Raw genomic sequence first — 22,327 nt, 5'->3', positions numbered from 1 at the left:
TAATTGACTTTTTGTGTCGAGCTAATGTGTTTTACCTAACTATTTCTAGAGACGAATATCCGCAACATCTGCATCAACAATGTATTTTAGGTCATATATGACATGTTCACTTTTTGCGAGTGCTTTCATACCATCTATGCCCATTTGCTTGAACTGATGGTGTGCTACGGCAACAACAATGCCGTCATAGGTTGCGCTCGATAATTCTGCTAATGGTGTGACCCGATATTCATGCTGCGCTTCTTCGGCATCAACCCAAGGGTCATAAATATCGACGTTGACACCGTATTGTTTCAACTCATCAATAATATCGACGACTTTGGTGTTACGAATATCTGGGCAGTTTTCTTTAAAAGTAAGCCCCATAATGAGCACATGTGCGCCCTTTACAGCAATGCCTTTCTTTAGTAAGGCTTTGATGAACTCGGACACCACATAACGGCTCATATTGTCGTTAATGCGTCGGCCTGCAAGAATCATTTCAGGATGATATCCAATCGACTCTGCCTTGTGAGTCAGGTAGTACGGGTCCACACCAATGCAATGCCCACCGACAAGACCTGGGCGGAACGGTAAGAAGTTCCATTTGGTTCCCGCGGCTTTCAATACCGCCTCGGTATCAATGCCCATGCGGTTAAAGATCATCGCCAACTCGTTAATTAGAGCAATGTTCACGTCGCGTTGAGTGTTTTCGATTACTTTGGCGGCTTCAGCTACTTTAATGCTTTCGGCTTTATGGGTTCCGGCGGAAATAATGGAGCCGTATAAGCTATCGACAAAATCAGCAACTTCAGGGGTTGAACCTGAAGTAACTTTCAAGATGGTAGTAACGCGGTGCTCTTTATCACCTGGGTTAATACGCTCTGGGCTATACCCAGCGAAGAAATCTCTATTGAACGTTAAGCCGGAAACGTGTTCAAGTACTGGAATACAGTCTTCTTCAGTGGCACCTGGGTAGACCGTTGATTCATAAATGACGATGTCACCCTTCTTTAACGTTTTTCCAATAGTTTCTGAGGCTTTTATCAGTGGCGTTAGGTCGGGCTGTTTGAATTTATTTATAGGCGTAGGCACGGTGACAATATAGATGTTGGCCGCTTCTAGTACCTGAATATCTGCACTATAGATGAGCTTGCCGGCTTGTGCCAGTTCTTCCGGTTCAACCTCAAGCGTATGGTCGTGGCCACGTTTTAGTTCATCAACACGCTTATGGTTGATATCGAAGCCGATGGTTGCGTATATTTTACCAAATTCAACAGCCAAAGGTAGGCCAACATAACCAAGCCCAATTACTGCTATTTTTACTGCTTTTAAATCCATCATAGACTTATCCAAACATCCCAAATATTAAGATTTATATGTATATCCATACTGATAGTTATAACCGTAACCATAGTAGCCGCTTGCTTTACGCTCAACGCCATTGAGTATGGCACCACGAATTTCTACCCCATTTTGAGCGAAGCGACGAATTGTATGAACAATTTCACGGGAAGGAGTTTGACCGAAACGAGCGACAAGTAATGAGGTTCCTGCATATCCACCGACAATAGCGGCATCAGTAACAGCTAAAATAGGTGGTGTATCAATCAATACGTAGTCGTAGTCTTTCTGCACATCCTGCATTAACTGCGCCATACGTGGGTGCATTAATAGTTCAGCTGGGTTTGGTGCTGAGGTTCCACGTGAAATAAAGTCTAGATTTTTCACATAGCCGCTTTCAATATTTGATTTATATTCAACGTGACTATCATCATTCTTTGATTCACTGGCGAGTATATCGGCCAAACCAAAGTTATTTTCGGTATGCAAAATACTATGTAGATAACCACGGCGAATATCACCGTCTATCAATAGCACTCGCTTACCTGATTGTGCCAGTACTGCTGCAAGGTTTGCGGTTACGAAGCTCTTGCCAACCCCTGGGCTTGGGCCTGAAATCATGATTACGTTGTTACGCGCCTCTAGCATAGCAAAATGCAAGCTGGTACGCAGGCCGCGCAGTGCTTCAATGGCTAAGTCGGTTGGGTCGACTTTAGCTAGTAGGTCAATCTGTGCTGAATCTTTACGCTTGGTACGCTTCATTAAGCGCGCATCCATGCTTTCTTGTATGTCGGACTTGGGAATGGTCGCGTATACCGTTACACCCTCGTCTTCTAGTTGCTCTGAGCGCTCAATGCCTCGGTTAAAGGCTGCTTTTACAAATACTAGGCCTACAGCAGTAATACCACCTAGCATAGTCGCTAGTACCACAATCAGCGCTTTTTTCGGTGCTACCGGTACGGGGTTGGTTTCTGCGGTATCGACGATTCGCACGTTACCGACTGTGCCTGCTTTCAAGACATTGAGCTCTTGCACGCGGTTGAGCAACTGCAAGTAAATTTCTTGATTTACTTCTACATCGCGAGCAAAACGTAATACCTGCTGTTGAGTTTCAGGCAAATTTTGTACTTGATCAGCTAAGCGTTTTTGATCTGCCAGTAAGTTGGCTTTTTGCTCAATCAGCGCTTGGTAGGTTGGGTGCTCACGGGTGTATAAGCGGCTGATTTCTGCCTCTTTGAGAGTTAAATCATTGATGCGTTTTTCAATTTCCACCACTTGCTCTAACAAGCCTTGGGTTTCAAGGGTTAAGTCTACCGACTGGCTTTGTAAGCGGTAAGCGTTGAGTTTTTCTTCTGCCGCGTTGAGGTTATCGCGAATGGTTGGAATTTGACGTTGTAGAAAGTCTAGGCTGTTCTCTGCTTCTGCTGCATTACGGCGAATGTTCTGGAGCATGTATTCTTGTGCTACCGCGTTTAATACATTGCGTGAAAAATCACGGTTTGGGTGCTGAATGCTGGCGGTTAAAATGCCGGTTTGCCGGCCACGTTCTGCTACCGAAAGCAACTTTTGAATATCACTAATTGCGCTAAGGCGAGTCCTTTTTACCAAAGTGAAATCGCTAGTATTTTCAGTAACTGCGTCACTAATGTGCAGCTCCCATTCGCCGCTGGCTGCCAAAGTACCTATTTGACCACTGAGAGCTTGCTCCCCTTCACTATCAAACAGGGTAAAACCAGTACCATCAAACTCAAGAGTTAACGCCTGCCCCAACTGGCTATTTGGTACATTAAAGCTCTCAATCACCACTTGGTCACGCACCTCAGAACGGCGCGCTAAGAACTCACCAATCAGTGGCATATAATTTGGTGTGACGCTGTTAGTCAGCTTCAACTGATCCACCACCGTACCAATGACCATGCGCGACTTCATGATCTCAATTTCAGTAGAAGCTTCGCTTTCGGTGGCAAACATATCGGCCATTTCACCTAACGCGGGAATGCCTGATGATTTCTTTTCAACCTGCAATAGTGCATCGGCTTGATAAATGGGTGTCGCCAGCATGGCATACACTACGCCTACCACCATAAAGCTGAGGGTGATCACGGCAATCAACCATTTATGGTCAATGAGTAGGCCAAACAGACGGCCTAAATCAATTTCGTCGTCATCACGCTTGTTGTTGACTACCGGTGCAGGTGACTGGTTTTGCTGCATGTTGCTGTTACCTTTATTTATGAAAGCTTTTTAGCCCAAGCGCTACAAGCTTGGTCTATGAGTTCGAAAACGTGCTGATACACGTCATCGCTCTTTTTGTATGGGTCGGGTATTTCTTTGCCGTTTGCCTGAAGCCAATGCCCTAAAAGCATGGTTTTAGCTGTGGCTTCGGGGTAGCGCTGGCTAATATGACTGCGCTGTTGATGTTCCATCACTAAAATTAAGTCATACTGACCAATCAGTTCACGGCTAAGCTGCTGCGCCTGGTGGGTTGGGCAAACTAAACCATTTCTTTCGGCCACGGCGCGAGCTGCTTTATCCATATCCCAGCCATTACCATCGCTGTGCTTCATGGCTTGCAGCCCGGCCGAGGCTATGTGTTTGTCGGGTAATAGCCGTTTCAGCGCAAACTCACCTGTTGGGCTGCGGCAGATATTGCCAAGGCATACTACTAAAATTTTATCGAACATGATTCGCTTATTGAGCCTTAGTTTCTAATGTCGTCTTGGAAACGGCCAATTGAGTACAAGCCGGTTAAGCTCGGCAGGATTTGGCTAATCACACGGTTCCAACGCGCTACAGGGGCTGCGGTTACGTAAACAATATCGCGTTGTTGTAACTGGAACTGCTCGGCCATTACGAGTGCTGTGGTATTTTTAGCATTCAGTTGGTACACATCGGCAATACGGCCAGTACTTGGGTCAGCCTGGCGGATCACGAAAATACCGCTGGCGTTAGCGGTTGCTTCAAAAAAGCCACCAGCATCGGCTAAAGCTTCAGCCAAAGTCATACCGCTGCGGCCCATCATGTAGCTTTTCGGTGCGCGTACTTCGCCGAGCACAAATACTTTGTTTTGGTCGTTGCGGTCTACGTGCACTACGTCGTTAGGTTGCAGCAAGATATTCTGCGCGGTGTTGCCGTGCTGGTAAAGCTCACGCAAACTGAATTTTTGCTCAGTGCCGTTGCGGGTTAAGGTCACGCTGGTCCAATCCGCTTCTGGGGTTAAGCCACCCGAAGCGCTCACCGCCTCAATCAACGTCATGGCCACGTTGGTCACCGGCAATACCCCCGGCTGTTGCACTTCGCCGGTTACGTAAATGCGTTGGCTACGAAAACCGGCTACGGTGACATCTACTTGTGGGCTTTCAATGTACTTGGCGAGGCGTTTGGCCACCTCATCACGAATTTCAGTCACCCGCTTGCCTTCTACATGCACGGTACCAATGTAGGGGTAGAAAATAGTACCGTCGTTGTGCACCCAGTTACCTGATTCAATGGAACTGCGCATCGAGCCAGCTGGAATGGTCAATTCAGGGTGGTTATACACGGTGATATTTAAGATATCGCCACGGCCAACACGGTAATCATAGCCGTTACGGGCTTGCTCAAGGGCATCGCTCAGCGCGGGTTGGCTGGTTTTAGCGTTCAGCTCAGCCAGTAACATCGGGCTGATGCTGTAGGTGTTGACCAACTTGCTCAGCTCGGCGTCGCTAAATTCAACGTTGCTGTTGTTGGGGGTATCTGAAAACAGACTGTTGCTACCCGCATCTGGAATGTGTCCACCTGGGGCGAAGGCGCAGCCGCTGAGGGTTAACGCAGCGGCCATAAGCGTGACATGTTTTAAGCTCGTCATAGAATTAGTCTCGTGATTCAGTCATGTAATAGAGTTGACGGCTACGGTACAACATTTGCCCACCGTCACGGAACAGCGGTGACCAAGCAAAACCGCCGACCCCTTTAGAAGATTCATTGAATAATACATCAAACGGAATGGTTAAATAAAAGCCTTTGGTAAAGCTACCCTCGCCGTACTCTTCGGCACTCACGTTGGTAAAAGCGGCGTAGGCACCGGCGGTAATGCCGGTATTAAAGGTATGGGTAAATTCAATATGGGTGCCTATGTCTTTGGCCAAGAAGCGGCCGGCGCGCACAATCAGCTTGCTGTCATCTACATAGGGTAAGTCCCAATACAATGACGCGTGACCGGTGAGTACGCTGTAATCTTCTAGGCCAAATTCACTGTATGGGTCGCGTTGTTTCACGTAGTTCAGATCTAAGCCCAGCGCGATATCGCTATTCAGCGGCCGATACAAGTACTCGGCGCCTACGCCGGCAAACATCCGTTCAAAGTAACCGGCGTAAACTGTGGCGTAATGGTTATCGCTGAATTGATGATTGTAGTTGGCTTGTAGCTCTTCAATCCACAGGTCGGTGCCTACGTTGTATTCCCGTATGCGGGTTCGTACGCGTGGCAGCGTTTCTGCGTAGGCATCAACCAGGAAGTTAAACTCATCGTAGTTGTTGTGAATGTTGAGGCCAATTTTACCCGATATATCAAAATGATCGTCAAGCTGATAGCTCAGGTTGGCCATTACGCCAACTTGATAGAACACAAAGGTTTCTGGGCCACCGAAGGACTGGCTGACAAAGGGCTTAAACTGATAGGTGAAGTTGGTTACTTCGCTATCGGTTTGCTCTGCGCTGCTATACATACGATTGGAGCCACGGCGCACGTTGCTGGTACTGATGGCATCGGTAGTTTCTAGCGGCAGCATGCTCTCGCCGCGATAGGCTTTTTTGAACTGCTCGGCATTTACATTGTGCTGCATGAGCGCAAAGCCATTGCTCACTTCGGCAAATTCATAACGTTGTGCGCTCTCGGGTAAGCTGTCGGCCAGAACTCGTGCGGCGCGATCTACGGCACTTTCGTGGTCACGGAAGCGGCTATGGTAGCCATACAAGGTCACGGTACTGTGTTGCTCGGCTACATCGGTCACTACAAAGCCTGATTCCAACAAAATATCGGCGCTGAGCTTCTGCATATCCACGTCGCTGAGGCTGGCCGCTGGCGATTGCTCTAGTTGCGCTTTGCGTGGCGGACGATCCACTTTTGGCGTCCACAAGGTATCGAAGTTGGTTTGCAGGGTAAAACCAAAACTCAGGGTGTTGCCGCGCTGATAACCCAGATTAAAACTCAGGTTGTCACTGTAGGCATAATGCGCGCCAAGGTTCCATGGTGAGTCCACCACAATGGCTCGGCCGGCATTATCTTGTTGATAATCGTTGGGGTCGTATTCCGCTTGCAGGGTTAAGCCTTCTAATGGCGTGTAATAATTCACCCCACCGAATAGCGCGGCTGGGCCACGAAACCATTTATCAATTTCGAATTTACCGCCGCTGCCGGTGAAACCGCCGGTGCGGTCGCAGAAGCGATCTGCCACTTCACAAAATGGGTTTTTGATGTTGTCGCGGCGGCCTAAATAGCCCCAGCCCATACCCAAGCTGAAATCAAAATCGCCAAAGCGTTTGTTCGCTACCACATACTCGCCGGCGAAAATACCGGTGCCGGCTAGGTCACGAAAACCGACTGCTACTTGCGGCAGCCAATCGCTTTCTTGCCACAGCAGTATTTTGGCATCGAAGCCTTTGTCTTTGAGGGTTTGATTATTCGAGAAGCCGGGGCTTTGGCTGTATAGGCGGTATCTGATATCGGTGTAGCGCGCCGATGTCTCTAACCACGGGAACAGCTGCAAGGTTGCCGCCATACGGCGATACTCTTGGGTATCGCTGTAATGCAGCGAGAACTCGCCTTCTTTGTTCATGCGCGCCGTTGGCGTTTGTAGCAGCCCCACCCCGCCGTAGTCACCGGCTGCGTAGGGCAGCTGATGCTGCTGTTGTGCCGCCGCTAAAGGGGCAGGCAGATAAAGCATTGTCGCCATTGCCACGGCTAAAGGGGCTGCGGCTAAAGGGGCAGGCAGATAAGCTTTTTTGAACTTCATGTTACTCGCCATGCGCGAAATCCCAATGCTGCAAGAACAAGCTCATCTGCTGGTTCAAATCTTTGAAGCCGGGCGGCAAATCCGCCTCATCAATGCCGTAAAACACAATACTGTTCGGTTGTTGCAGCAGGCTGCTGTGCTGTTTTCGCGCGTCCTCGTTGGCGAGGTTGAGGTTGCGGATCTCACCATTGGCGCGGATCACCCACGCGCTATCGCTACCCTGCTCCACCAAACCCACACTTTGCGCTGGCTGCGGCTGACCAAAGGCCAAACTCACCGGGCAATTGGCTTGCTCTGACTGCGGCAACTTGGGGTTTAGAGCTAAATCGAAACGGCTTTTCGCGGCGCTAAAGCCATGGAGGTAGGTGGCTTTAAGCGGCCAGCTGTTAAATTGCTGTTCGAGCGCTTCGGCGGCTTGCAGGCCTTGCTGGTTGCCATCGGCGCGGTAGCTTTGTTGTAACAAGCGCAGTCGCACCAGCATACCGGCTTTACGCGCCTGCAACTGCTGCTCGAGTTCGCAGCTATGTACCCGCAGCAGCGGCGAGAAATAGTTGGCGCTGCTGCTGGCCTGATTCAGCGCATCGTACAGCGCGGCCATGCGAGCACCGGGTAGCACCTGCACCGGGCCCACCGAGGTATTCACCTGTTGCAAATTGGGCAGCGGCGGCGCAGCGGCTGTTGCTGGGGTTGCCCACAGCACCACCTGCTCCGACTCTAAATAGCCCAGCATTGAGCCCAGCCATTGCTTGGCCTTTAGTGATTTGCCGTTGCGCGGGTCTAAGTAAAAGTCGTTGCTAAAGCGGCCGTCATTGGCCTGCTCGCGCACATGCCAAGCGCGTACTGACTCGCCATTGGGCATTGTCAACTGCGCGGTGGTGCTGACCACTTGGTAGCTGACTGTGGCGCTTTCACGGGTATCGTAGCTGAGCGCTTGCGCGGTTTGGTCAGTGGCATCAATCTGCAGGGTCATATCGTAGGCCCACTGCCCTTGCTGTGGGCAGCTGGCGGCGTCTAACAAGCCTTGGGCGGCTTTGCCATAGCAAAGCAACGCGCTGTTATCACCGGCAAAATGGCTGGCCGACGGCTGGGCGAATAATAGTTCTAGGGACAGTAAACGACCTACGGCATCCGTTTCGGCGGCGTCGTTATATTGCGTGGCCCATTGCAAGCGTACCGAACTGGGGTCATCACCAATGCGGTTAGGGAACGCCAAAATAGCTAAAATCTGTACCTGGTTTTCTAACCGGAAGTAATTCGCAGCAAAGGGTATTTCGCGTATTTGCTCTGGGCTTAAGACAATGTCTTGCGGCTCTTGCACTGTTTGTTGGTTGTCTGGCCACAGCATTAAGCCTGCCGATACAGCGGCATACCACACTGGGTCGACGGTATTTTGCGGCACGTTACCCACATCGAGTAATAACAGCTGTTTTACGTCAGCGCGCTCAATCTCCGCCACCTGCGCACAACTGGCTAAGGTCAACGCGGTCAGCGCCGCCGCAGCGAATTTGAGGGGTTTACCAAGCATTGGGTATGGGGGTAGGTATAGGAGCATAATCTTAATTATTATTGGTTCTACTCTCTAGAAAATAAAAAAGCCGCTCAATGGCGGCTTTTCAACACAGGACCACTGATTAGTTCGTGGTCGTTGTGGTAGTTGTTGGTGGTGGTGGCGGTGGTGGCACGATGATGACAGCTACATCATCTTTAATCGTGACCGTGTAAGCCACACCCAATCCAATTGCTATCGCAAGGACTGCTTGGCTGAAGGCAAAAGTACCACCGGCAGCAACCTGAGCAGCGCTAACACCAGCGCCGCCCGCGCCACCTACTGGTTCTTGTGCGAAGCTCATTGGCGACGCAACTAAAGCTGCCGCAGCAACTAATGCAATAATTTTGTTCATAAAAACTCCTTGGAAAATTTCCGTATCTTTTGGCCAAAAGACGCTTATAAGAGTAGCATTTCTTGGCCACTTTGCAAGTGAGGCTTGTGTAAAAATTGACCGTGTTTGTGTAAAGGTTTGCTGCGTTTGGCACGCTACCGCCCCTAGGATGCAGCCCCTAGATGCTGGTTTTTGTGTAATTTTTGTGCGTTTTTCTTTGGCGGTAAATAGCCCTGAAAACCTTGCTATTAAAGCACATTGGGGGATCTGTCACAACGCAATTTTAACAAAACCTTACAAACTTACGGCTGGTCTGCTTTGCGTAATTCGCTATAGCTGAAGTGGCCTTTGACTTCGCTTTGCAGCCACTCCAATAACACCACGCAGCGGCTATCGCCGTCGAGTTCGATGATCTTGCCAAGCATGCCCTTAAACGGCCCCTCGGTGATCTCCATGCGCTGCCCAATAGTCGGTAAGTTTTCGCTGACGCCTTGGGTGGTTTCCGCACTAATGTTTTGTAGCTCTTCTATGAGCGCCGGCGGCACGATGGCGGGTTGCTCACCAAAAGTGAGGATTTTCGCCACCCCGTAGGTGCTGCGAACTTTGTAATACGCGGTTTGATAGTGGTCTAACTCGATAAACAGGTAGCCCGGGAACATCGGCTCCACGGTTTGCGTGCGTTTGCCGCGGCGCAGCTTGGTCACCTTGATTTGCGGCATAAAGGCTTCGATCTGCTGGTTTTGCAGGTTTGCCAGTGCGCGCAGTTCTTGCCGTGGTTTGGCGCGCACTACGTACCATTTGCTTTGTGGCGGCTGGTAGGTTGTGGCTTCGGCGGCTTTGGCGGCGGTTTGTTTCGCGGCCGGTGCGGCGGCCTTTTCAGGGGCAGGCAGTTTAGTCATTACATGCGCTTGATAATGTGGTCGGTGCTGGGGTCGAAGCTCTGCGACGGCTGTTGCGCTGTGTCCATGTGGTCAATCGCCTCATGGATCTCAGCCGCAACCTTTTTACCCAGCTCAACGCCGGGTTGGTCAAAGCTGTTCAGGCCCCAAATCACGCCTTGGGTGAATACTTTGTGCTCGTAGGCGGCAATTAGCGCGCCGAGGCTGCTGGGGTTGAGCTCGTCGAGAAAAATCAGGTTGCTCGGCTTAGCGCCCGGATAATTGTTGCGCGGGTCTTGGCTCTTTTGGCTGCCTTGCCACATCAGGCGGCGGTGCGCGAGGCAGTTGGCTACCGCTAGGCGCTGCTGCTCACGTAGCGATTGCTGCACCGAGAAGTCGAAGCCCGGCGCGTCGCGGTGCAATATGGCGATGAAATCGGCGGTGAACATGTCATAGCCCTGGTGCAGATGCTGAAAGAACGCGTGCTGCCCGTTCGGCCCGAAGCCGCCCCAGATAATGGGCGCGGTGGCGTAGCTGATGGCCTTGTTGTCGTAGCTGCTTTGCTTGCCGTTGCTTTCCATGTCGAGCTGCTGCAGATAGTTGGGCAGGTTTCTTAAGCGCCCATCGTACGGCAATATCGCCAGGTTGTTGATGTTGCGTTCTTCGCGGTTGTACACGCCAATGAGCGCCATCATCAGCGGAATATTCTGCTTAAGGGGCTGGCGGTTAAAGTGTTCGTCCATTTGCTGGGCGCCGTCGAGCATGCGCCCGAACTGGTGGCTGCCGATGGTCAGCGCAATCGGCAGGCCAATGGCGCTCCACAAGCTGTAACGGCCGCCTACCGAGTCGGCAAAGCTGAGCTGGTTCTTGGCCGGAATGCCGAAGTCGGTCATGGCTTGGTTGTTGGCGGATACGCCAATGACGTGGTGTTGCAGCCATTGTTCGTGCGGGATAGTGAGCTGCGCCCACTCCATCACGGTGTCGACGTTGGCCAGCGTGTCGGGGGTGCCGAAGCTCTTGCTGGCGATGATAAACAGCGTGGTTTCGGGGTCGACGATGGGCAGTACGGCGTACAGTTGGCCGCCGTCCATGCTGCTGACGAAGTGCACTTTGAGGTTGTGCAGGCTGGCGTCGTCGGCGAATTCTTTGAGCGCGAACGAGCCCATCATCGGACCGAGGTCGCTGCCGCCGACGCCAATGTTGACCACGTCTTTAATGGGTTTGCCGGTGGCGCCGAGCCACTTGCCGCTTCTGAGCGTTCGCACTATTTCGGTGAAGCGGTTCTTGCCGTTGCCGGCTCTTATGACGCTGTGGATGCTGCGACACAGGGTGTGGGTGACTGGGCGTTGCTCGCTGGCGTTCTTGAACTCGCCTTTGATGAGCTGCTGCTTGAGTTGGTCGAAGTTTTTCGGCAGTCGTTTTTTTGCGTACGCTTCCAGCTGCTCATCAGTGAGGCCTTGGAAGCTGTAATCAAGATTCAGGTGCGGCGTTTCGATTAATTGCATAGCTGTGCGGCCCAGTTCCCAGTTCTCCGTTTCTGTTGCGCAGATGTTAACACCTTTTTCGCGCAAGTGCTAAGGGGCAGGCACTTAAGGCGGGAACTGCTAAGGGGCAGGCACTTAAGGCGGGAACTGCTAAGGGGCAGGCACTTAAGATTTTTCCGGCATTGCGCGCTTTGGGGTGGTTGGGTGGATGTGGCAGATACCGCGGGTGTCGCCGGCACCGCACCAAGGGCTAAGGGGCAGGCACTTAAGCGCTTGGCGCTTAAGTGCCTGCCCCTTACTCAACAATCCTTGCATTTTTCGGGCTGGGTGGCCTTGGCCTTGGTGGGCGGTGGGATGGTGCCGTTGGCCGGCGGTGGCGGTGGCGGCTTTGGCGTTGTGCCCTGATTCACGGTGATGTCGATGCCGGGAATCGGGTCACCCGCGCGCTTGGTCGCATCGCCGTAGCCATCACCGTCGGCGTCATCGGTCGGATTTTGCTGTTGGCGCTTGCCCGCCCGCTCAATCTTTTCCACCGCAATTTCGATTTTTTCCTGCTTGGCCTCCGGCTGGGGCTTTTGCTTCGGGGGCTCGGCTGCTGCCATGCAACTTAGCGATGCGGCAATCACTGCCGCGATAATCGTCGATAACTTACTCATAGTTACGCTCCTGCGTATGGGCTTGTTATAGGTTTAGTCGCTATTCGGCTGGTACGCAAGTTAAGGGGCAGGCACTTAAGCGCTGGGCGCGTTAAGTGCCTGCCCCTTAGCACTAAATGCCTGCCCCTTAGCGGTGGGCTATACTATGAGGCCAAGCAGGCGCAACAAGGAGATGTTATGCCACGGAAACTTCGCAAGGTTCGGGCCGGCCAGTCCTATCACGTGTACGATCGCGGCAACAATAAGCAGCGGATATTTTTCAACACCGTCGACTACAAGGTGTTTCTGGAAAAGGCCTTTGTGGCGGCGGAAAAGCATCACGTTTTGATTCATGCCTACGCGCTGATGCCCAACCATTTTCACTTTTTTGTCACGGCGACCTCGCATTATTGTGTGAGCATTTTCATGCGCGCGCTCAAGGGCGGCTATTCGCAGTGGTTTAATCGGCGTAAGAAGCGCACCGGCACGCTGTGGGAAACGCGCTTCAATGCGGTGCTGGTGGACTCGGTTCGCTATGCGCTGGTTTTGTATCGATATATTGAGCTGAATCCGGTGCGCGGCGGGCTGGTTGTGCGGCCATCTTTATGGCCGTGGTCGAGTATTTTGTTCAATGCGCGTGGGGTTGAGCAGGAGGGCTTGGTGCTGACGCCGCATCCGGTGTATTCGCTGCTGGGCTCTTCGGCGGCTGACCGGCAGGCGAAATATCGACGCTTTGTGGCGGAGGCCGGCGGCCAGCAGAAGTCGCTGTATGAGGCTAGTTGCGTGTTGATTGAGCAGGCGCAGGAGCGCTTGGCGGTGCTCGGTGACTCGACGTTTTTGGCGCAGGCGATTGTGCGCGATCAGCAGAACTATGAGTCGGCGCTACAGGTGGCGTTTGGCCTCTACCCTGATCTGCTGGACGGCTTGGCCGGCTACGATGAGCTGCGTTTGGCCCTAGCTTCTGCTAAGGGGCAGGCACTTAAGGATGCTTCGGGTGCGGTGATCTTGGATGCTGAGGGGGAGCCGGTGGTGGCTGGGCGGCGCGAGCGGCGGCGGCCGCTTAAGGGGCCTCCGCTTAAGGGGCAGGCACTTAGTGCTAAGGGGCAGGCACTTAAGGTTGATGCTGGCGTGGGTGCGGATGCGGATATGGATGCGGGTATGGCATTGGATGCGGATGCGGTTGATGCAGCGGCTCCGGAGGTAACCCCAACGCCCGAGCACTTGCTCCATGCCATGCGCATGCTGCTGGGGCTGGTGCGTGGGTTTGAGTGATGTTGAAGTTCGCGTTTGTGAGTGATGCTGCAGAGCGTGAATATCGCGCGCTACCTGAGTGGGTTCAAGATGAATTCGGAAAAAGCTTACGACAGATTCAGTTTGGGGAACTACCCAGTCTCGCGACTACCCACCTCAGCGATAGTGTTGCTGCGGGGGTGATTGAGTTGAAGATAAATGGTAGGCCAGCTTTTCGATGTGTCTATATAACTAAGTATCTAAAAACTGTGGTCGTCCTACATTCCTTCGTTAAGACCACGAATGGAGTCGACCAGCAGGCGCTGCGCACGGCAGCTAGTCGGTACCAGGATCTCATGCGAGCGATCAAGCATTAACCGTACGGTCGATAGAAATAGCGGCGTGATTATCCGTCGGCATCGAAAATTCTATTTTAAAACCAAATTTTTCGAGCATATCCATCATTGTATCGATGGTGAATTTCTCAATTTTGGCGTTCATCAGGTCGGAAACCCGAGATTGCGTGATTCCAAGAAACTTAGCTGCCTGCCCCTGAGTCCAAGAGTTTTGCCTAATTAGCTTTGCAATCATGATCGATAAGTCCATTTTCATGGCGATTTTGTTCGCGATTTCGGGTGCGTGCGTGGCATGAAATGGGCTGGGATGAAATTTAAGGCTCATATGTTTGCTGCCTGCATTGGTGACGACTTGAGTATTATATAAAATATAATATAATTTGCAAGCTGGCTGGATCGTTAAGGGGCAGGCACTTAAGCTTTCCGGGCTTAAGTGCCTGCCCCTTAGCACTAAGTGCCTGCCCCTTAGCACTATTTCTGGATGTGAACGTCCATTTGCGGGAATGGAATGCCGATGCCGTTTTTGTCGAGGGCGATTTTGATTTCGCGCATCAGGTCCCAGTAGGTGCCCCAATAGTCGGTGCCTTTTACCCATGGGCGCACGATGAAATCCACCGAGCTGCTGTTCAACGCATGTACTTGCACGTTCCAGGCGGGGTCTTTGAGGATGCGCGGGTCAGCGGCCAGCACTTGTTCGAACACTTCCTTGGTTTTGTGCAAGTCGGCACTGTATGACACGCCGATGAGCAGATCGATGCGGCGCAATTCCTCGCGGTTGTAATTGGTAATCGGCGAGTTGGTAATCTGCGAGTTCGGCACGAACACCACTTTATTGTCCGGCGTTTTCATGATGGTCTGGAAGATATTGACCTCTTCTACGGTGCCAGAAACGCCACCGGCATCGACGAATTCGCCGGCGCGGAATGGCCGGAACATAATGATCAGCACGCCCGAGGCAATGTTCGACAGCGAGCTTTGCAGCGACAAACCGATGGCCAAACCGGCGGCGCCCAATATGGCAATAAACGACGTGGTTTGTACTCCCAGTTGCGACAACGCCATCAACAGCGCGGCGATGATAATCACCACTTTCACGATGGCGGTCAGGAAGCTGATCACCGCGTTGTCCATGCCCTTGGCGTGCATGCCTTTGGCCATGACTTTGCTGATGCTGTTGGCAATCATGCGGCCGATGATGAAAATGGCCAGCGCTATCGCGAGCTTCATGGCGTAGCCCAATAACATGGTCTGATTCTCGGTCAGCCAGTTGATGATTTGGTCCATCTTGGTACTCCGTTGTTTTTGTTGATGCTTGTTTGCTTATGTTCTGGTGGCTAGTTTAGCGGTTTTGGCCCGGCACCGCAAAAATGCTAAGGGGCAGGCACTTAACGCGGCATGGCTTAAGTGCCTGCCCCTTAGCATTTTGATGATCTTTCCGGCGCGGGCGGCACTATTCGCTGTTATAGTTGATGTGTTTTTGCTTAAGTGCCTGCCCCTTAGCACTAAGTGCCTGCCCCTTAACCAGAATCTGAACCAAGGAATAGCTGTATGCGATTGATAACATGGATATTATTAAGTGCCTGCCCCTTACTGGTGGGGTGTGGGCCGGGGCCAGATAGCGCAGCGGCAAGTGAGAGTTTTCCGGTGCGGTTAGTGACGCCTACGCAGAGCAGCAGTGAGCAGTTGCAACTGAGTGGTGTGGTGCGCGCTGAGGTGGAATCGGCGCTGGCCTTTCAGGTCGGTGGCCTGGTGCAGCAGCGCTTGGTCAATGCCGGCACCGGTGTGGTTAAGGGGCAGGCACTTATGCGGCTCGACCCACGCGACCTTGAGCAGCAACTGCAGGTTGAGCAAGCCGCGGTCGAAGCCGCCCAAGCCCAGCAACAATTAGCCGCCGCTGAGCTACAACGAGTGCAACAATTACGTGCCCAGCAGTTAGTCAGCGAGCAGCTGCTTGACCAAGCGCAGTTAGCGCTCACTCAGGCGCAGAAGTCCGTCAAAGCTCGGCAGGCGTCGTTGCAAATCGCTACGCAGGCAGTTGCTTATGGCACCTTAACAGCCCCTGCTGATGGTGTGGTGCTAAGCTTCAGCGCCGACCAAGGCCAAGTGGTTAATCGCGGACAAGCGGTGGCGCTTTTTGCGCACAACGGCGCCCGTGATGTCGAGGTGTTATTGCCGCCATTGCAGCAACCAGCGCCGCAAGCACAACTACAATTGGGTGAGTTAATACTGCCACTAACGCTGCGCGAAACTGCGGCGGCAGTATCCGAGTCGGGCCGCACCCTCGCCGTGCGTTATAGCGTACAAGGGGCGCTCCCGTTACCACTGCCGCTCAATTCGGTGGTGCAAGTCAGCTTCAACGCCGAAACCGCGCCGATATGGGTAGTACCATTGTCGGCGTTGGATGGGCGCTGCGACGAGCAAAGCGCCTTAAGTGCCTGCCCCTTAAGCGGAGGGCAGCTGTGGCGCGCAGTCAATGGCACGGCGCAACCCCTGCCCGCGCGGGTGCTGCGCGTTGACGGCGAATACGCCTATATAGAAGCGGCGCTGCAACCCGGCGAGCAAATCATCGGCGCCGGCACCCATCGGCTCACCCGCGGCGCGGCGGTGCGAGTATTGCCGCAATGAGTTTCCCAAATTTATCCGCGCTGGCCGTGCGTGAGCGCTCTATCACGCTGTTTTTCCTGATTTTATCCGTACTCGCTGGGTTGTACGCTTTTAGCTCCATGGGCCGCGCCGAAGATCCGGCCTTCACCGTACGCGCCATGACCGTGCAGGTGGCCTGGCCCGGCGCCGACGCCGCGCAATTGCAGTCGCAGGTGGTGGACCGGCTCGAAAAGCGCATTCAAGAGGTACAGTATGTGTACCGCATTGATACCACGGTGCGGCCCGGATTCGCGTCGTTACTGATTGAATTTCAAGAATATTCGCCAGCCGATATGATCGGCGAGCTGTTCTATGAAGTGCGCAAGCGCATGCTCGATGAGCAGCGCTCGCTGCCCGCCGGGGTGGTCGGCCCGCTGGTGCTCGACGACTTCAATGATGTGTACTTTAGTTTACTGGCGGTCACCTCGGCACCTGATTCAGGTGCGCCGTTACCGCTGCGCGAATTGACCCGCGAGACCGAGCGCATCCGCGACCAATTGCAGCGTGTGCCGGGCGTGCACAAAGCACTGATTTTGGGCGAGCGCGCCGAGCGCGTGTTCGTAGAATTTGACCCCGCTGGCCTAGTTAATCTGGGCCTCAACCCGCAGGATATCTTCGCCGCCATTCAGGCGCACAACCAGCTGGTGCCGGCCGGCCGTATCGAGAGCAATGGCCCGCGCCTGTATATTCGCGTTGATAGTGTGTTAGATGACCCCGAGCAACTGGCACAAGTACCGGTGCCCACCGCCAATGGCGTGGTGCCGTTGGGGCGCTTGGCCTCGGTGCGCCGTGGCTATGAAGACCCGGCGCAATATCTGATTCGCTCGCGCGGGCAAGACGCCTTGCTTCTGGGCGTAGTCATGCAAAAAGGCTTTAACGGCCAAACTCTAGGCGAAAACCTTGCTGACTTTCAGCAGAAGTTACGTACCGAGTTACCCCTTGGCTTACAGGTTGAGGTGCTCACTGACCAAAGCCAAGCTATCAACAAGGCGGTCGGCTTATTCCAGGTGAAATTCTTGGTGGCGGTTGCGGTAGTGATGTTGGTCAGTGTGCTGGCCATCGGCTTGCGCGCTGGGGTTATCGTCGGTTTGGCGGTGCCGTTAACGCTCGGTATCACCTTTTTAGTGATGTCATTAATGGGCATAAACTTAGACCGTATCACTCTTGGCGCACTTATTTTGGCGCTTGGGCTACTGGTAGATGACGCCATCATCGCTGTGGAAATGATGCTGGTTAAGATCGACGAAGGTTGGAGCAAGACACATGCTGCCGCGCACGCCTGGACAGTCACCGCGGCGCCAATGCTATTTGGTACGTTGGTGACGGTGGCGGGTTTCTTCCCCATCGGCTTTGCGAAGTCGGGCGTGGGCGAGTATGCCGGCAATATCTTCTGGGTGACCGGCATTGCGCTGATTGTGTCGTGGTTGGTGGCGGTGATTTTTGTGCCGTATTTGGGTGTGCGGCTGTTGAAGGGGCCGGATGGCTCTGCGGGTGCGGATGGCTCTGCGGGTGCGGACGGCTCTTCGGGGCCGGATGGCTCTGCGGGTGCGGATGGCTCTGCGGGTGCGGACGGCTCTTCGGGGCCCGGTGCCGCCGCTGCAGGCTCGGCCGCCCCCAGCGCGACACATACCGCCGCTGCGAACTACCCCCGCCTGCGAACAGCCGTCAGCTGGTGTGTGCAGCATCGCAAAAAAGTCGTCGGCGGCACCGTGCTGCTACTAGTGCTGAGTGTGATCGCCATGGCTACGCTGGTGCAGAAGCAGTTTTTCCCCAGCTCCGACCGTACCGAGGTGATTGTCAGCGTGTATATGCCGCAGGGCACCGCCATCAGCGAAACCGACGAGGTGGTGCGCGAGCTCGAGGCCGTGATCAATGCTCAGCCCAATGTTGAATCATTGGCCAGTTATGTCGGCGGTGGCCCGCCGCGCTTCTTTATAAGTGCCACTCCAGAGCCATTCGACCCCGCCTTTGCCAAAATTGTAGCGGTGATGCGCGACCAAAACAGTCGCGATGAACTGATGCAGATGCTCGAGCAGCTGACTGACAGCGGTAAGTTTTCGCAAGCACGTATACGCGTATATCGTCTTTTGTATGGTCCGCCGGTGAATTGGCCTATTACCTTCCGCGTGCTTGGCCCAGATCCCGATCAACTGCGGGTGATTGGCCATCAAGTGCGACAAATTATGTCGGCCCACCCGAATACCCATAACACGCATTTGGAGTGGGATGAGCGTACGCCGGTGCTGCAACTGCAGTTAGACCCGTCGGCACTGATGCTACAAGGCCTGACACCAGCTGCCGTGGCGCAACAGTTGCAATTGCTATTAGAAGGCACGCCAATTAGCCAGCTCTACGAAGACCGCCGCAACGTGAGCATTATGGTGCGTTCGCGCAGTGGCGGCCAGGCGCTCGACCCGCAGCAGTTTGCCAACTTGGAATTACTCAACGCCAGCGGCGAAAAAGTGCCATTAAAACAAGTGGGGATCCTGCAAGTAACCTTTGAAGAGCCGGTAGTACGGCGCTATAACCGCGAGAATTATGTCAACGTGTTGGCCGATATTCGTGGTGCCCAACCCAATACCGTCACTGCCGAATTGCTGGCACAGATGCCGACGGATTTACCTGTAGGCTATTCGCTACAAGTGGGTGGTTCGGTGGAGCAGTCGAGCAAAGGTGAAGGTTCGTTGCAGAAGCTGCAACCAGTGATGGTGGCGTTGATGCTTATTTTCATCATGCTGCAAATGCGCAGTTTCAGCGGCACCTTTATGGTGTTCGCCACGGCGCCACTGGGGCTGATTGGTGCGGTATTGGCGCTGTTGATTTTCGCCCAGCCGTTTGGCTTCGTGGCGCTGCTGGGTTTGACTGGGCTGGCCGGTATCTTGATGCGCAATACGCTGATTTTGACCCAGCAAGTCGCGGACAACTTTAGCGCCGGCATGGCGGCTTTTGATGCGGTGGTTGAGGCCGCGGTACAGCGCGCGCGTCCGGTGATTCTGACCGCTTTGGCGGCAATGCTGGCGTTTGTGCCGCTGACCCAAGATAGCTTCTGGGGCCCGCTGGCCTATGTGCTGATTGGCGGCGTCGGTGTCGGCACCGCCATTACCCTGCTGTTCGTGCCGGCCCTCTACGCCCTCTGGTTCCGCATCAAGAGCTAAGGGGCAGGCACCTAACGCTAAGGGGCAGGCACCTAACGCTAAGGGGCAGGCACCTAACGCTAAGGGGCAGGCACCTAACGCTAAGGGGCAGGCACTTAACGCTAAGGGGCAGGCACTTAAGCTTAAGTGCCTGCCCCTTAGCAGTTCCGAATCCTTAAGTGCCTGCCCCTTAGCAGTTTTACCAGCGGATCTGATAGCGACCGTTGGCGTCGGGCTGGCCAATAAATTGCAGCAAGTCGGTGATGCTGCGCGGCGCCTCGAGGGTTGGTTGCAAGTAGCCGTCAAAGCTGACCTGCGGCGGCATGCCATCAACGTTGCCGTTCAGCGCCAGCCCCATGACATTCTGGCCATCCATGCTAAAGGCGATGCCGTTGCGCGGGTTGCAACTCAGCGGCAAATTATAATCGCCCAACTGGCTCCATACGCTATTCAATAGCACCTGTGCTTGGCTGACATAGAGCGTTGCCGCCAGCGCATCACACCAGTAGCGTTTGCTGAAATCGTTGTAAGCATATTGCTCAAGCTCAAGGCGAAATTGCCCCTGAACCGGCACCGGCACCGGTAAATTAAGCTCCACAATCGCGCGACCAACATCGCCCTGCAGCACCCCGCGTAGGTTATCGATACCACCGCTGCGCGCTTCTATTGCCATCCCGCCATCCAGCAGATTACTTGGCAATTGCGCAATCGAAAACTGCATATCTAAGCGCCCGGTGAGCAGCGCCCATGGGTTGATTTTGTAATCGATCTGCTGCAGCTCTAACTGCGTGCCAAAATTGGTCACCACCTGCAACACACCGATGCGACCATGCCACAAGCGCCCTTCCATCTGCAGCAACTTGGGCGCATTAACGCCGCCGAAATGACTGACGCCCCAACTTATGAGACTCGCCGGCGCCAGCGCAAAAAATGCCAGCACATACACCGGAATGAGCCACAAAAACCACTTTAACTTCATAACTGCCTGCCCCTTAGCTTAGCGTTCCGCGACTTGCAGCTTGCGTACTCGCACCACGCCCGCCGACGGGCCCTCGGCGATGTCGAGGCTCTCAACCCGCAGGCCACCGCTGGACTGCAAGGTATCCAACATGGTTAGCAAATCATTAAAACCCACTTCGTCAATCACCACCAACAGGCCATTGCTTTGCGGCTGCATGCGGGTGACGGTGATATTGTTGCGGCCAGCGTAATCAGTGATGCGCTGGGTGATGCTGCCGGTGCCAGCGCCACTAAGTGCCTGCCCCTTAGCAGTTTCGGCGCGGGCCAAATAGGTGCCGGTGGCTTGGCGAGTCCAATCCAGCAGGCTTTGCTGCGCATCTATTGCCGCTTGGCGCTGCGCGATGCCGGCTTGCAACGGTGTCCACAGGCCGTAATAGATCACCACCACCGCCAATACGCCAAGTGCGCTACTGACTAAGCGTTTTTCGCGGCTATTCATGGCCTGCCAACGTGGCTCAATGGCTGCTTTTATCGTATTGATTAAGCTCATAATTTCCTTCTCCGCCATTAATTCATGCGAATCACAAAGCTGCCGGTCACGCCGCTGCTTTGATTATTGACTGGGCCTTGCTCTACCACTAGCGCGCCAGACGCCGTTGCCGCCGCACGAAACTGTTCTAAGCTATTGAAATTGCTCGCTCGTGCAGTAAGGCGTAAGATGCCGCTATCGAACCGTAGCAATTCCACTTTAATGTCGTTCGAGGCTCGAAAACCTGGTTCCAAGGCACTCAATATGGCTAATGCATCGGCGCCCACACTACCACCTACGCTATCGAGACGCTGCTGTAACTGACTGCGCACGTTAACAATTCGGGTTTCGTCTGGAAATGCCGCGCGGTAGGTATCTTCAATGGCTTGTTGCATGGCACTTTGCTGCTGGCCCAGCCGCACGTACTCGATCACTTCACTGATGTACGCCATCGCCAGCAAAATACCCGCTGCTAACGCTGCTGGACGCCAGTTAATGCGTGCACCGGCACGACGCTTTTTCGTCGGTTTATACGTGTTTTGGCGCAAATTAATCGGCGCATTCGGCCCACTACGCACACTCAGCGCCTCGGCCACACTACTCAATGGCAATTCAATATCGGCATGACTGATGACAAAGCGCGGCTCCAACGCCACTAAGGCCTCAGCCGCTGGCACCGCACCATAACAATGCAAGGTCACGCTGCCTTGTTCAGGTAACGCACCCATAGCTAGTTCGGCAAATAGTGTCGCGTCAACGGTGAAGCCGCTGTGCGCGCCGCTACGGACAATAATGTCATCGCCCAATTGCAGCACGTTCCAATGCAGCTCTGAGCTGGGCATCGGCACTGCATAGGTATCACGACACCAAATGTCGGCATCGATATCAGCGCTCGTCAACCACTGCTGCCACTGCTGCATGGCACTATGCGCCACTACGGCCACCGCAAACGGCTGCTCCATACCGGCGGGTTTAGCGCCGGCAGGCCAAGCAAAGTGCAAATCGTCAATGTCACTGGCCAGTTCGTCTTCTAAACTGTTCGGCACCAGCGCTGGCAGCAACCGTTGCGAGCCAGCTGGCAGCGCCACTTCGGTCATTAGCACGTCCTGTCCCGGCACCAACACCAAGGTGTCGCGACTGCGCGCCCGCTCTTGCAGCTCGCCAAGTTCGTCGGCACCGCGCAGCACACCACTGGCAATCACTTCGCGCTGTTGCGGCTGCCACACCAACCAGTCAATCTGTTGCGTACCTAGCCGTATAAAAAGCTGCTCCATACCTTCTC

19 protein-coding genes are annotated in these 22,327 nt (G+C 53.8%); 4 read left to right on the top strand and 15 right to left on the bottom strand.

Features of this window, described 5'->3' with window-relative positions; genetic code table 11:
* Positions 1-45: 45 nt before the first annotated feature.
* The 10 genes from tviB to EFO84_RS09160 form a co-directional block, all read right to left on the bottom strand.
* Positions 46-1,320 carry a Vi polysaccharide biosynthesis UDP-N-acetylglucosamine C-6 dehydrogenase TviB gene (gene tviB, locus EFO84_RS09205; protein ID WP_431355329.1) on the bottom strand — a complete coding sequence of 425 codons (1,275 nt, stop codon included), beginning with the start codon at positions 1,318-1,320 and terminating at the stop codon, positions 46-48.
* A 27-nt stretch (positions 1,321-1,347) separates the two neighbouring features.
* A complete protein-coding gene (locus tag EFO84_RS09200; RefSeq protein WP_127347762.1) occupies positions 1,348-3,537 on the bottom strand; it encodes a polysaccharide biosynthesis tyrosine autokinase in 2,190 nt (729 codons plus the stop codon).
* A gap of 17 nt (positions 3,538-3,554) precedes the next feature.
* The gene (locus EFO84_RS09195) at positions 3,555-4,007 is read right to left on the bottom strand and encodes a low molecular weight protein-tyrosine-phosphatase (RefSeq protein WP_127347761.1); all 453 of its coding nucleotides are present in this window, start codon (positions 4,005-4,007) and stop codon (positions 3,555-3,557) included.
* Positions 4,008-4,024: 17 nt separating this feature from the next.
* Positions 4,025-5,170: a polysaccharide export protein gene (locus EFO84_RS09190; RefSeq protein WP_127347760.1), complete on the bottom strand. Its 1,146-nt coding sequence runs from the start codon at positions 5,168-5,170 to the stop codon at positions 4,025-4,027.
* A 4-nt stretch (positions 5,171-5,174) separates the two neighbouring features.
* Entirely contained in the window at positions 5,175-7,316 is a 2,142-nt protein-coding gene (locus EFO84_RS09185; RefSeq protein ID WP_164742418.1) for a YjbH domain-containing protein, read from the bottom strand.
* Position 7,317: 1 nt separating this feature from the next.
* Complete coding sequence (locus tag EFO84_RS09180; RefSeq protein WP_164742417.1) at positions 7,318-8,841, bottom strand: YjbF family lipoprotein; 1,524 nt, start codon at positions 8,839-8,841, stop codon at positions 7,318-7,320.
* Positions 8,842-8,947: 106 nt separating this feature from the next.
* Positions 8,948-9,217, bottom strand: a complete 270-nt coding sequence (locus tag EFO84_RS09175) for a hypothetical protein (protein WP_127347757.1) — start codon at positions 9,215-9,217, stop codon at positions 8,948-8,950.
* Between the two features lie 281 nt (positions 9,218-9,498).
* Positions 9,499-10,095, bottom strand: coding sequence for a transcription/translation regulatory transformer protein RfaH (rfaH, locus tag EFO84_RS09170; RefSeq protein WP_127347756.1), 597 nt, complete (start codon positions 10,093-10,095; stop codon positions 9,499-9,501).
* Positions 10,095-11,579, bottom strand: a complete 1,485-nt coding sequence (gene pgi, locus EFO84_RS09165; RefSeq protein WP_127347755.1) for a glucose-6-phosphate isomerase — start codon at positions 11,577-11,579, stop codon at positions 10,095-10,097. The genes rfaH and pgi overlap by 1 nt, the downstream gene beginning before the upstream one ends.
* Positions 11,580-11,857: 278 nt before the next feature.
* A complete protein-coding gene (locus tag EFO84_RS09160) occupies positions 11,858-12,214 on the bottom strand; it encodes a hypothetical protein (protein WP_127347754.1) in 357 nt (118 codons plus the stop codon).
* 177 nt (positions 12,215-12,391) lie between these two features.
* On the opposite strand from EFO84_RS09160, the gene EFO84_RS09155 reads away from it, so the two are divergent.
* A complete protein-coding gene (locus tag EFO84_RS09155) occupies positions 12,392-13,465 on the top strand; it encodes a transposase (RefSeq protein ID WP_127347753.1) in 1,074 nt (357 codons plus the stop codon).
* The gene (locus tag EFO84_RS11960; protein WP_127347752.1) at positions 13,465-13,800 is read left to right on the top strand and encodes a type II toxin-antitoxin system RelE/ParE family toxin; all 336 of its coding nucleotides are present in this window, start codon (positions 13,465-13,467) and stop codon (positions 13,798-13,800) included. The genes EFO84_RS09155 and EFO84_RS11960 overlap by 1 nt, the downstream gene beginning before the upstream one ends.
* Here EFO84_RS11960 and EFO84_RS09145 read toward each other — a convergent pair.
* The gene (locus EFO84_RS09145) at positions 13,790-14,104 is read right to left on the bottom strand and encodes a helix-turn-helix domain-containing protein (protein ID WP_127347751.1); all 315 of its coding nucleotides are present in this window, start codon (positions 14,102-14,104) and stop codon (positions 13,790-13,792) included. The genes EFO84_RS11960 and EFO84_RS09145 overlap by 11 nt on opposite strands.
* A gap of 146 nt (positions 14,105-14,250) precedes the next feature.
* Positions 14,251-15,063 (bottom strand): mechanosensitive ion channel domain-containing protein, encoded by an 813-nt coding sequence (locus tag EFO84_RS09140; RefSeq protein WP_127347750.1) that lies wholly within the window; start codon positions 15,061-15,063, stop codon positions 14,251-14,253.
* Positions 15,064-15,327: 264 nt separating this feature from the next.
* On the opposite strand from EFO84_RS09140, the gene EFO84_RS09135 reads away from it, so the two are divergent.
* Both EFO84_RS09135 and EFO84_RS09130 read left to right on the top strand, forming a co-directional pair.
* Positions 15,328-16,404, top strand: a complete 1,077-nt coding sequence (locus EFO84_RS09135) for an efflux RND transporter periplasmic adaptor subunit (protein WP_127347749.1) — start codon at positions 15,328-15,330, stop codon at positions 16,402-16,404.
* On the top strand, positions 16,401-19,577 hold the full coding sequence (locus tag EFO84_RS09130) for an efflux RND transporter permease subunit (protein ID WP_127347748.1): 3,177 nt from the start codon (positions 16,401-16,403) through the stop codon (positions 19,575-19,577). The genes EFO84_RS09135 and EFO84_RS09130 overlap by 4 nt, the downstream gene beginning before the upstream one ends.
* 178 nt (positions 19,578-19,755) lie before the next feature.
* On the opposite strand, the gene EFO84_RS09120 is transcribed toward EFO84_RS09130, so the two are convergent.
* Genes EFO84_RS09120 through gspL form a run of 3 tightly spaced genes read right to left on the bottom strand, consistent with a single transcriptional unit; the run spans position 19,756 to position 22,319 of the window.
* On the bottom strand, positions 19,756-20,535 hold the full coding sequence (locus EFO84_RS09120; protein ID WP_127347747.1) for a type II secretion system protein N: 780 nt from the start codon (positions 20,533-20,535) through the stop codon (positions 19,756-19,758).
* Positions 20,536-20,553: 18 nt separating this feature from the next.
* Positions 20,554-21,066 (bottom strand): type II secretion system protein M, encoded by a 513-nt coding sequence (locus EFO84_RS09115; protein WP_164742416.1) that lies wholly within the window; start codon positions 21,064-21,066, stop codon positions 20,554-20,556.
* A 17-nt stretch (positions 21,067-21,083) separates the two neighbouring features.
* The gene (gene gspL, locus EFO84_RS09110) at positions 21,084-22,319 is read right to left on the bottom strand and encodes a type II secretion system protein GspL (protein WP_127347745.1); all 1,236 of its coding nucleotides are present in this window, start codon (positions 22,317-22,319) and stop codon (positions 21,084-21,086) included.
* Positions 22,320-22,327: the final 8 nt, after the last annotated feature.

The sequence above is a fragment of the Pseudidiomarina mangrovi genome (assembly GCF_003999375.1).
Taxonomy (GTDB): Bacteria; Pseudomonadota; Gammaproteobacteria; order Enterobacterales; family Alteromonadaceae; genus Pseudidiomarina; species Pseudidiomarina mangrovi.
The sequence above is the reverse complement of the archived record's forward strand: the minus strand, read 5'-3'. Positions and strand labels throughout refer to the sequence as shown.

Coding starts and splice junctions, on each gene's coding strand:
- tviB (WP_431355329.1), bottom strand. CDS start 1,320: ATGGATTTAAAAGCAGTAAAAATAGCAGTAATTGGGCTTGGTTATGTT.
- EFO84_RS09200 (WP_127347762.1), bottom strand. CDS start 3,537: ATGCAGCAAAACCAGTCACCTGCACCGGTAGTCAACAACAAGCGTGAT.
- EFO84_RS09195 (WP_127347761.1), bottom strand. CDS start 4,007: ATGTTCGATAAAATTTTAGTAGTATGCCTTGGCAATATCTGCCGCAGC.
- EFO84_RS09190 (WP_127347760.1), bottom strand. CDS start 5,170: ATGACGAGCTTAAAACATGTCACGCTTATGGCCGCTGCGTTAACCCTC.
- EFO84_RS09185 (WP_164742418.1), bottom strand. CDS start 7,316: ATGAAGTTCAAAAAAGCTTATCTGCCTGCCCCTTTAGCCGCAGCCCCT.
- EFO84_RS09180 (WP_164742417.1), bottom strand. CDS start 8,841: ATGCTTGGTAAACCCCTCAAATTCGCTGCGGCGGCGCTGACCGCGTTG.
- EFO84_RS09175 (WP_127347757.1), bottom strand. CDS start 9,217: ATGAACAAAATTATTGCATTAGTTGCTGCGGCAGCTTTAGTTGCGTCG.
- rfaH (WP_127347756.1), bottom strand. CDS start 10,095: ATGACTAAACTGCCTGCCCCTGAAAAGGCCGCCGCACCGGCCGCGAAA.
- pgi (WP_127347755.1), bottom strand. CDS start 11,579: ATGCAATTAATCGAAACGCCGCACCTGAATCTTGATTACAGCTTCCAA.
- EFO84_RS09160 (WP_127347754.1), bottom strand. CDS start 12,214: ATGAGTAAGTTATCGACGATTATCGCGGCAGTGATTGCCGCATCGCTA.
- EFO84_RS09155 (WP_127347753.1), top strand. CDS start 12,392: ATGCCACGGAAACTTCGCAAGGTTCGGGCCGGCCAGTCCTATCACGTG.
- EFO84_RS11960 (WP_127347752.1), top strand. CDS start 13,465: ATGTTGAAGTTCGCGTTTGTGAGTGATGCTGCAGAGCGTGAATATCGC.
- EFO84_RS09145 (WP_127347751.1), bottom strand. CDS start 14,104: ATGAGCCTTAAATTTCATCCCAGCCCATTTCATGCCACGCACGCACCC.
- EFO84_RS09140 (WP_127347750.1), bottom strand. CDS start 15,063: ATGGACCAAATCATCAACTGGCTGACCGAGAATCAGACCATGTTATTG.
- EFO84_RS09135 (WP_127347749.1), top strand. CDS start 15,328: ATGCGATTGATAACATGGATATTATTAAGTGCCTGCCCCTTACTGGTG.
- EFO84_RS09130 (WP_127347748.1), top strand. CDS start 16,401: ATGAGTTTCCCAAATTTATCCGCGCTGGCCGTGCGTGAGCGCTCTATC.
- EFO84_RS09120 (WP_127347747.1), bottom strand. CDS start 20,535: ATGAAGTTAAAGTGGTTTTTGTGGCTCATTCCGGTGTATGTGCTGGCA.
- EFO84_RS09115 (WP_164742416.1), bottom strand. CDS start 21,066: ATGAGCTTAATCAATACGATAAAAGCAGCCATTGAGCCACGTTGGCAG.
- gspL (WP_127347745.1), bottom strand. CDS start 22,319: ATGGAGCAGCTTTTTATACGGCTAGGTACGCAACAGATTGACTGGTTG.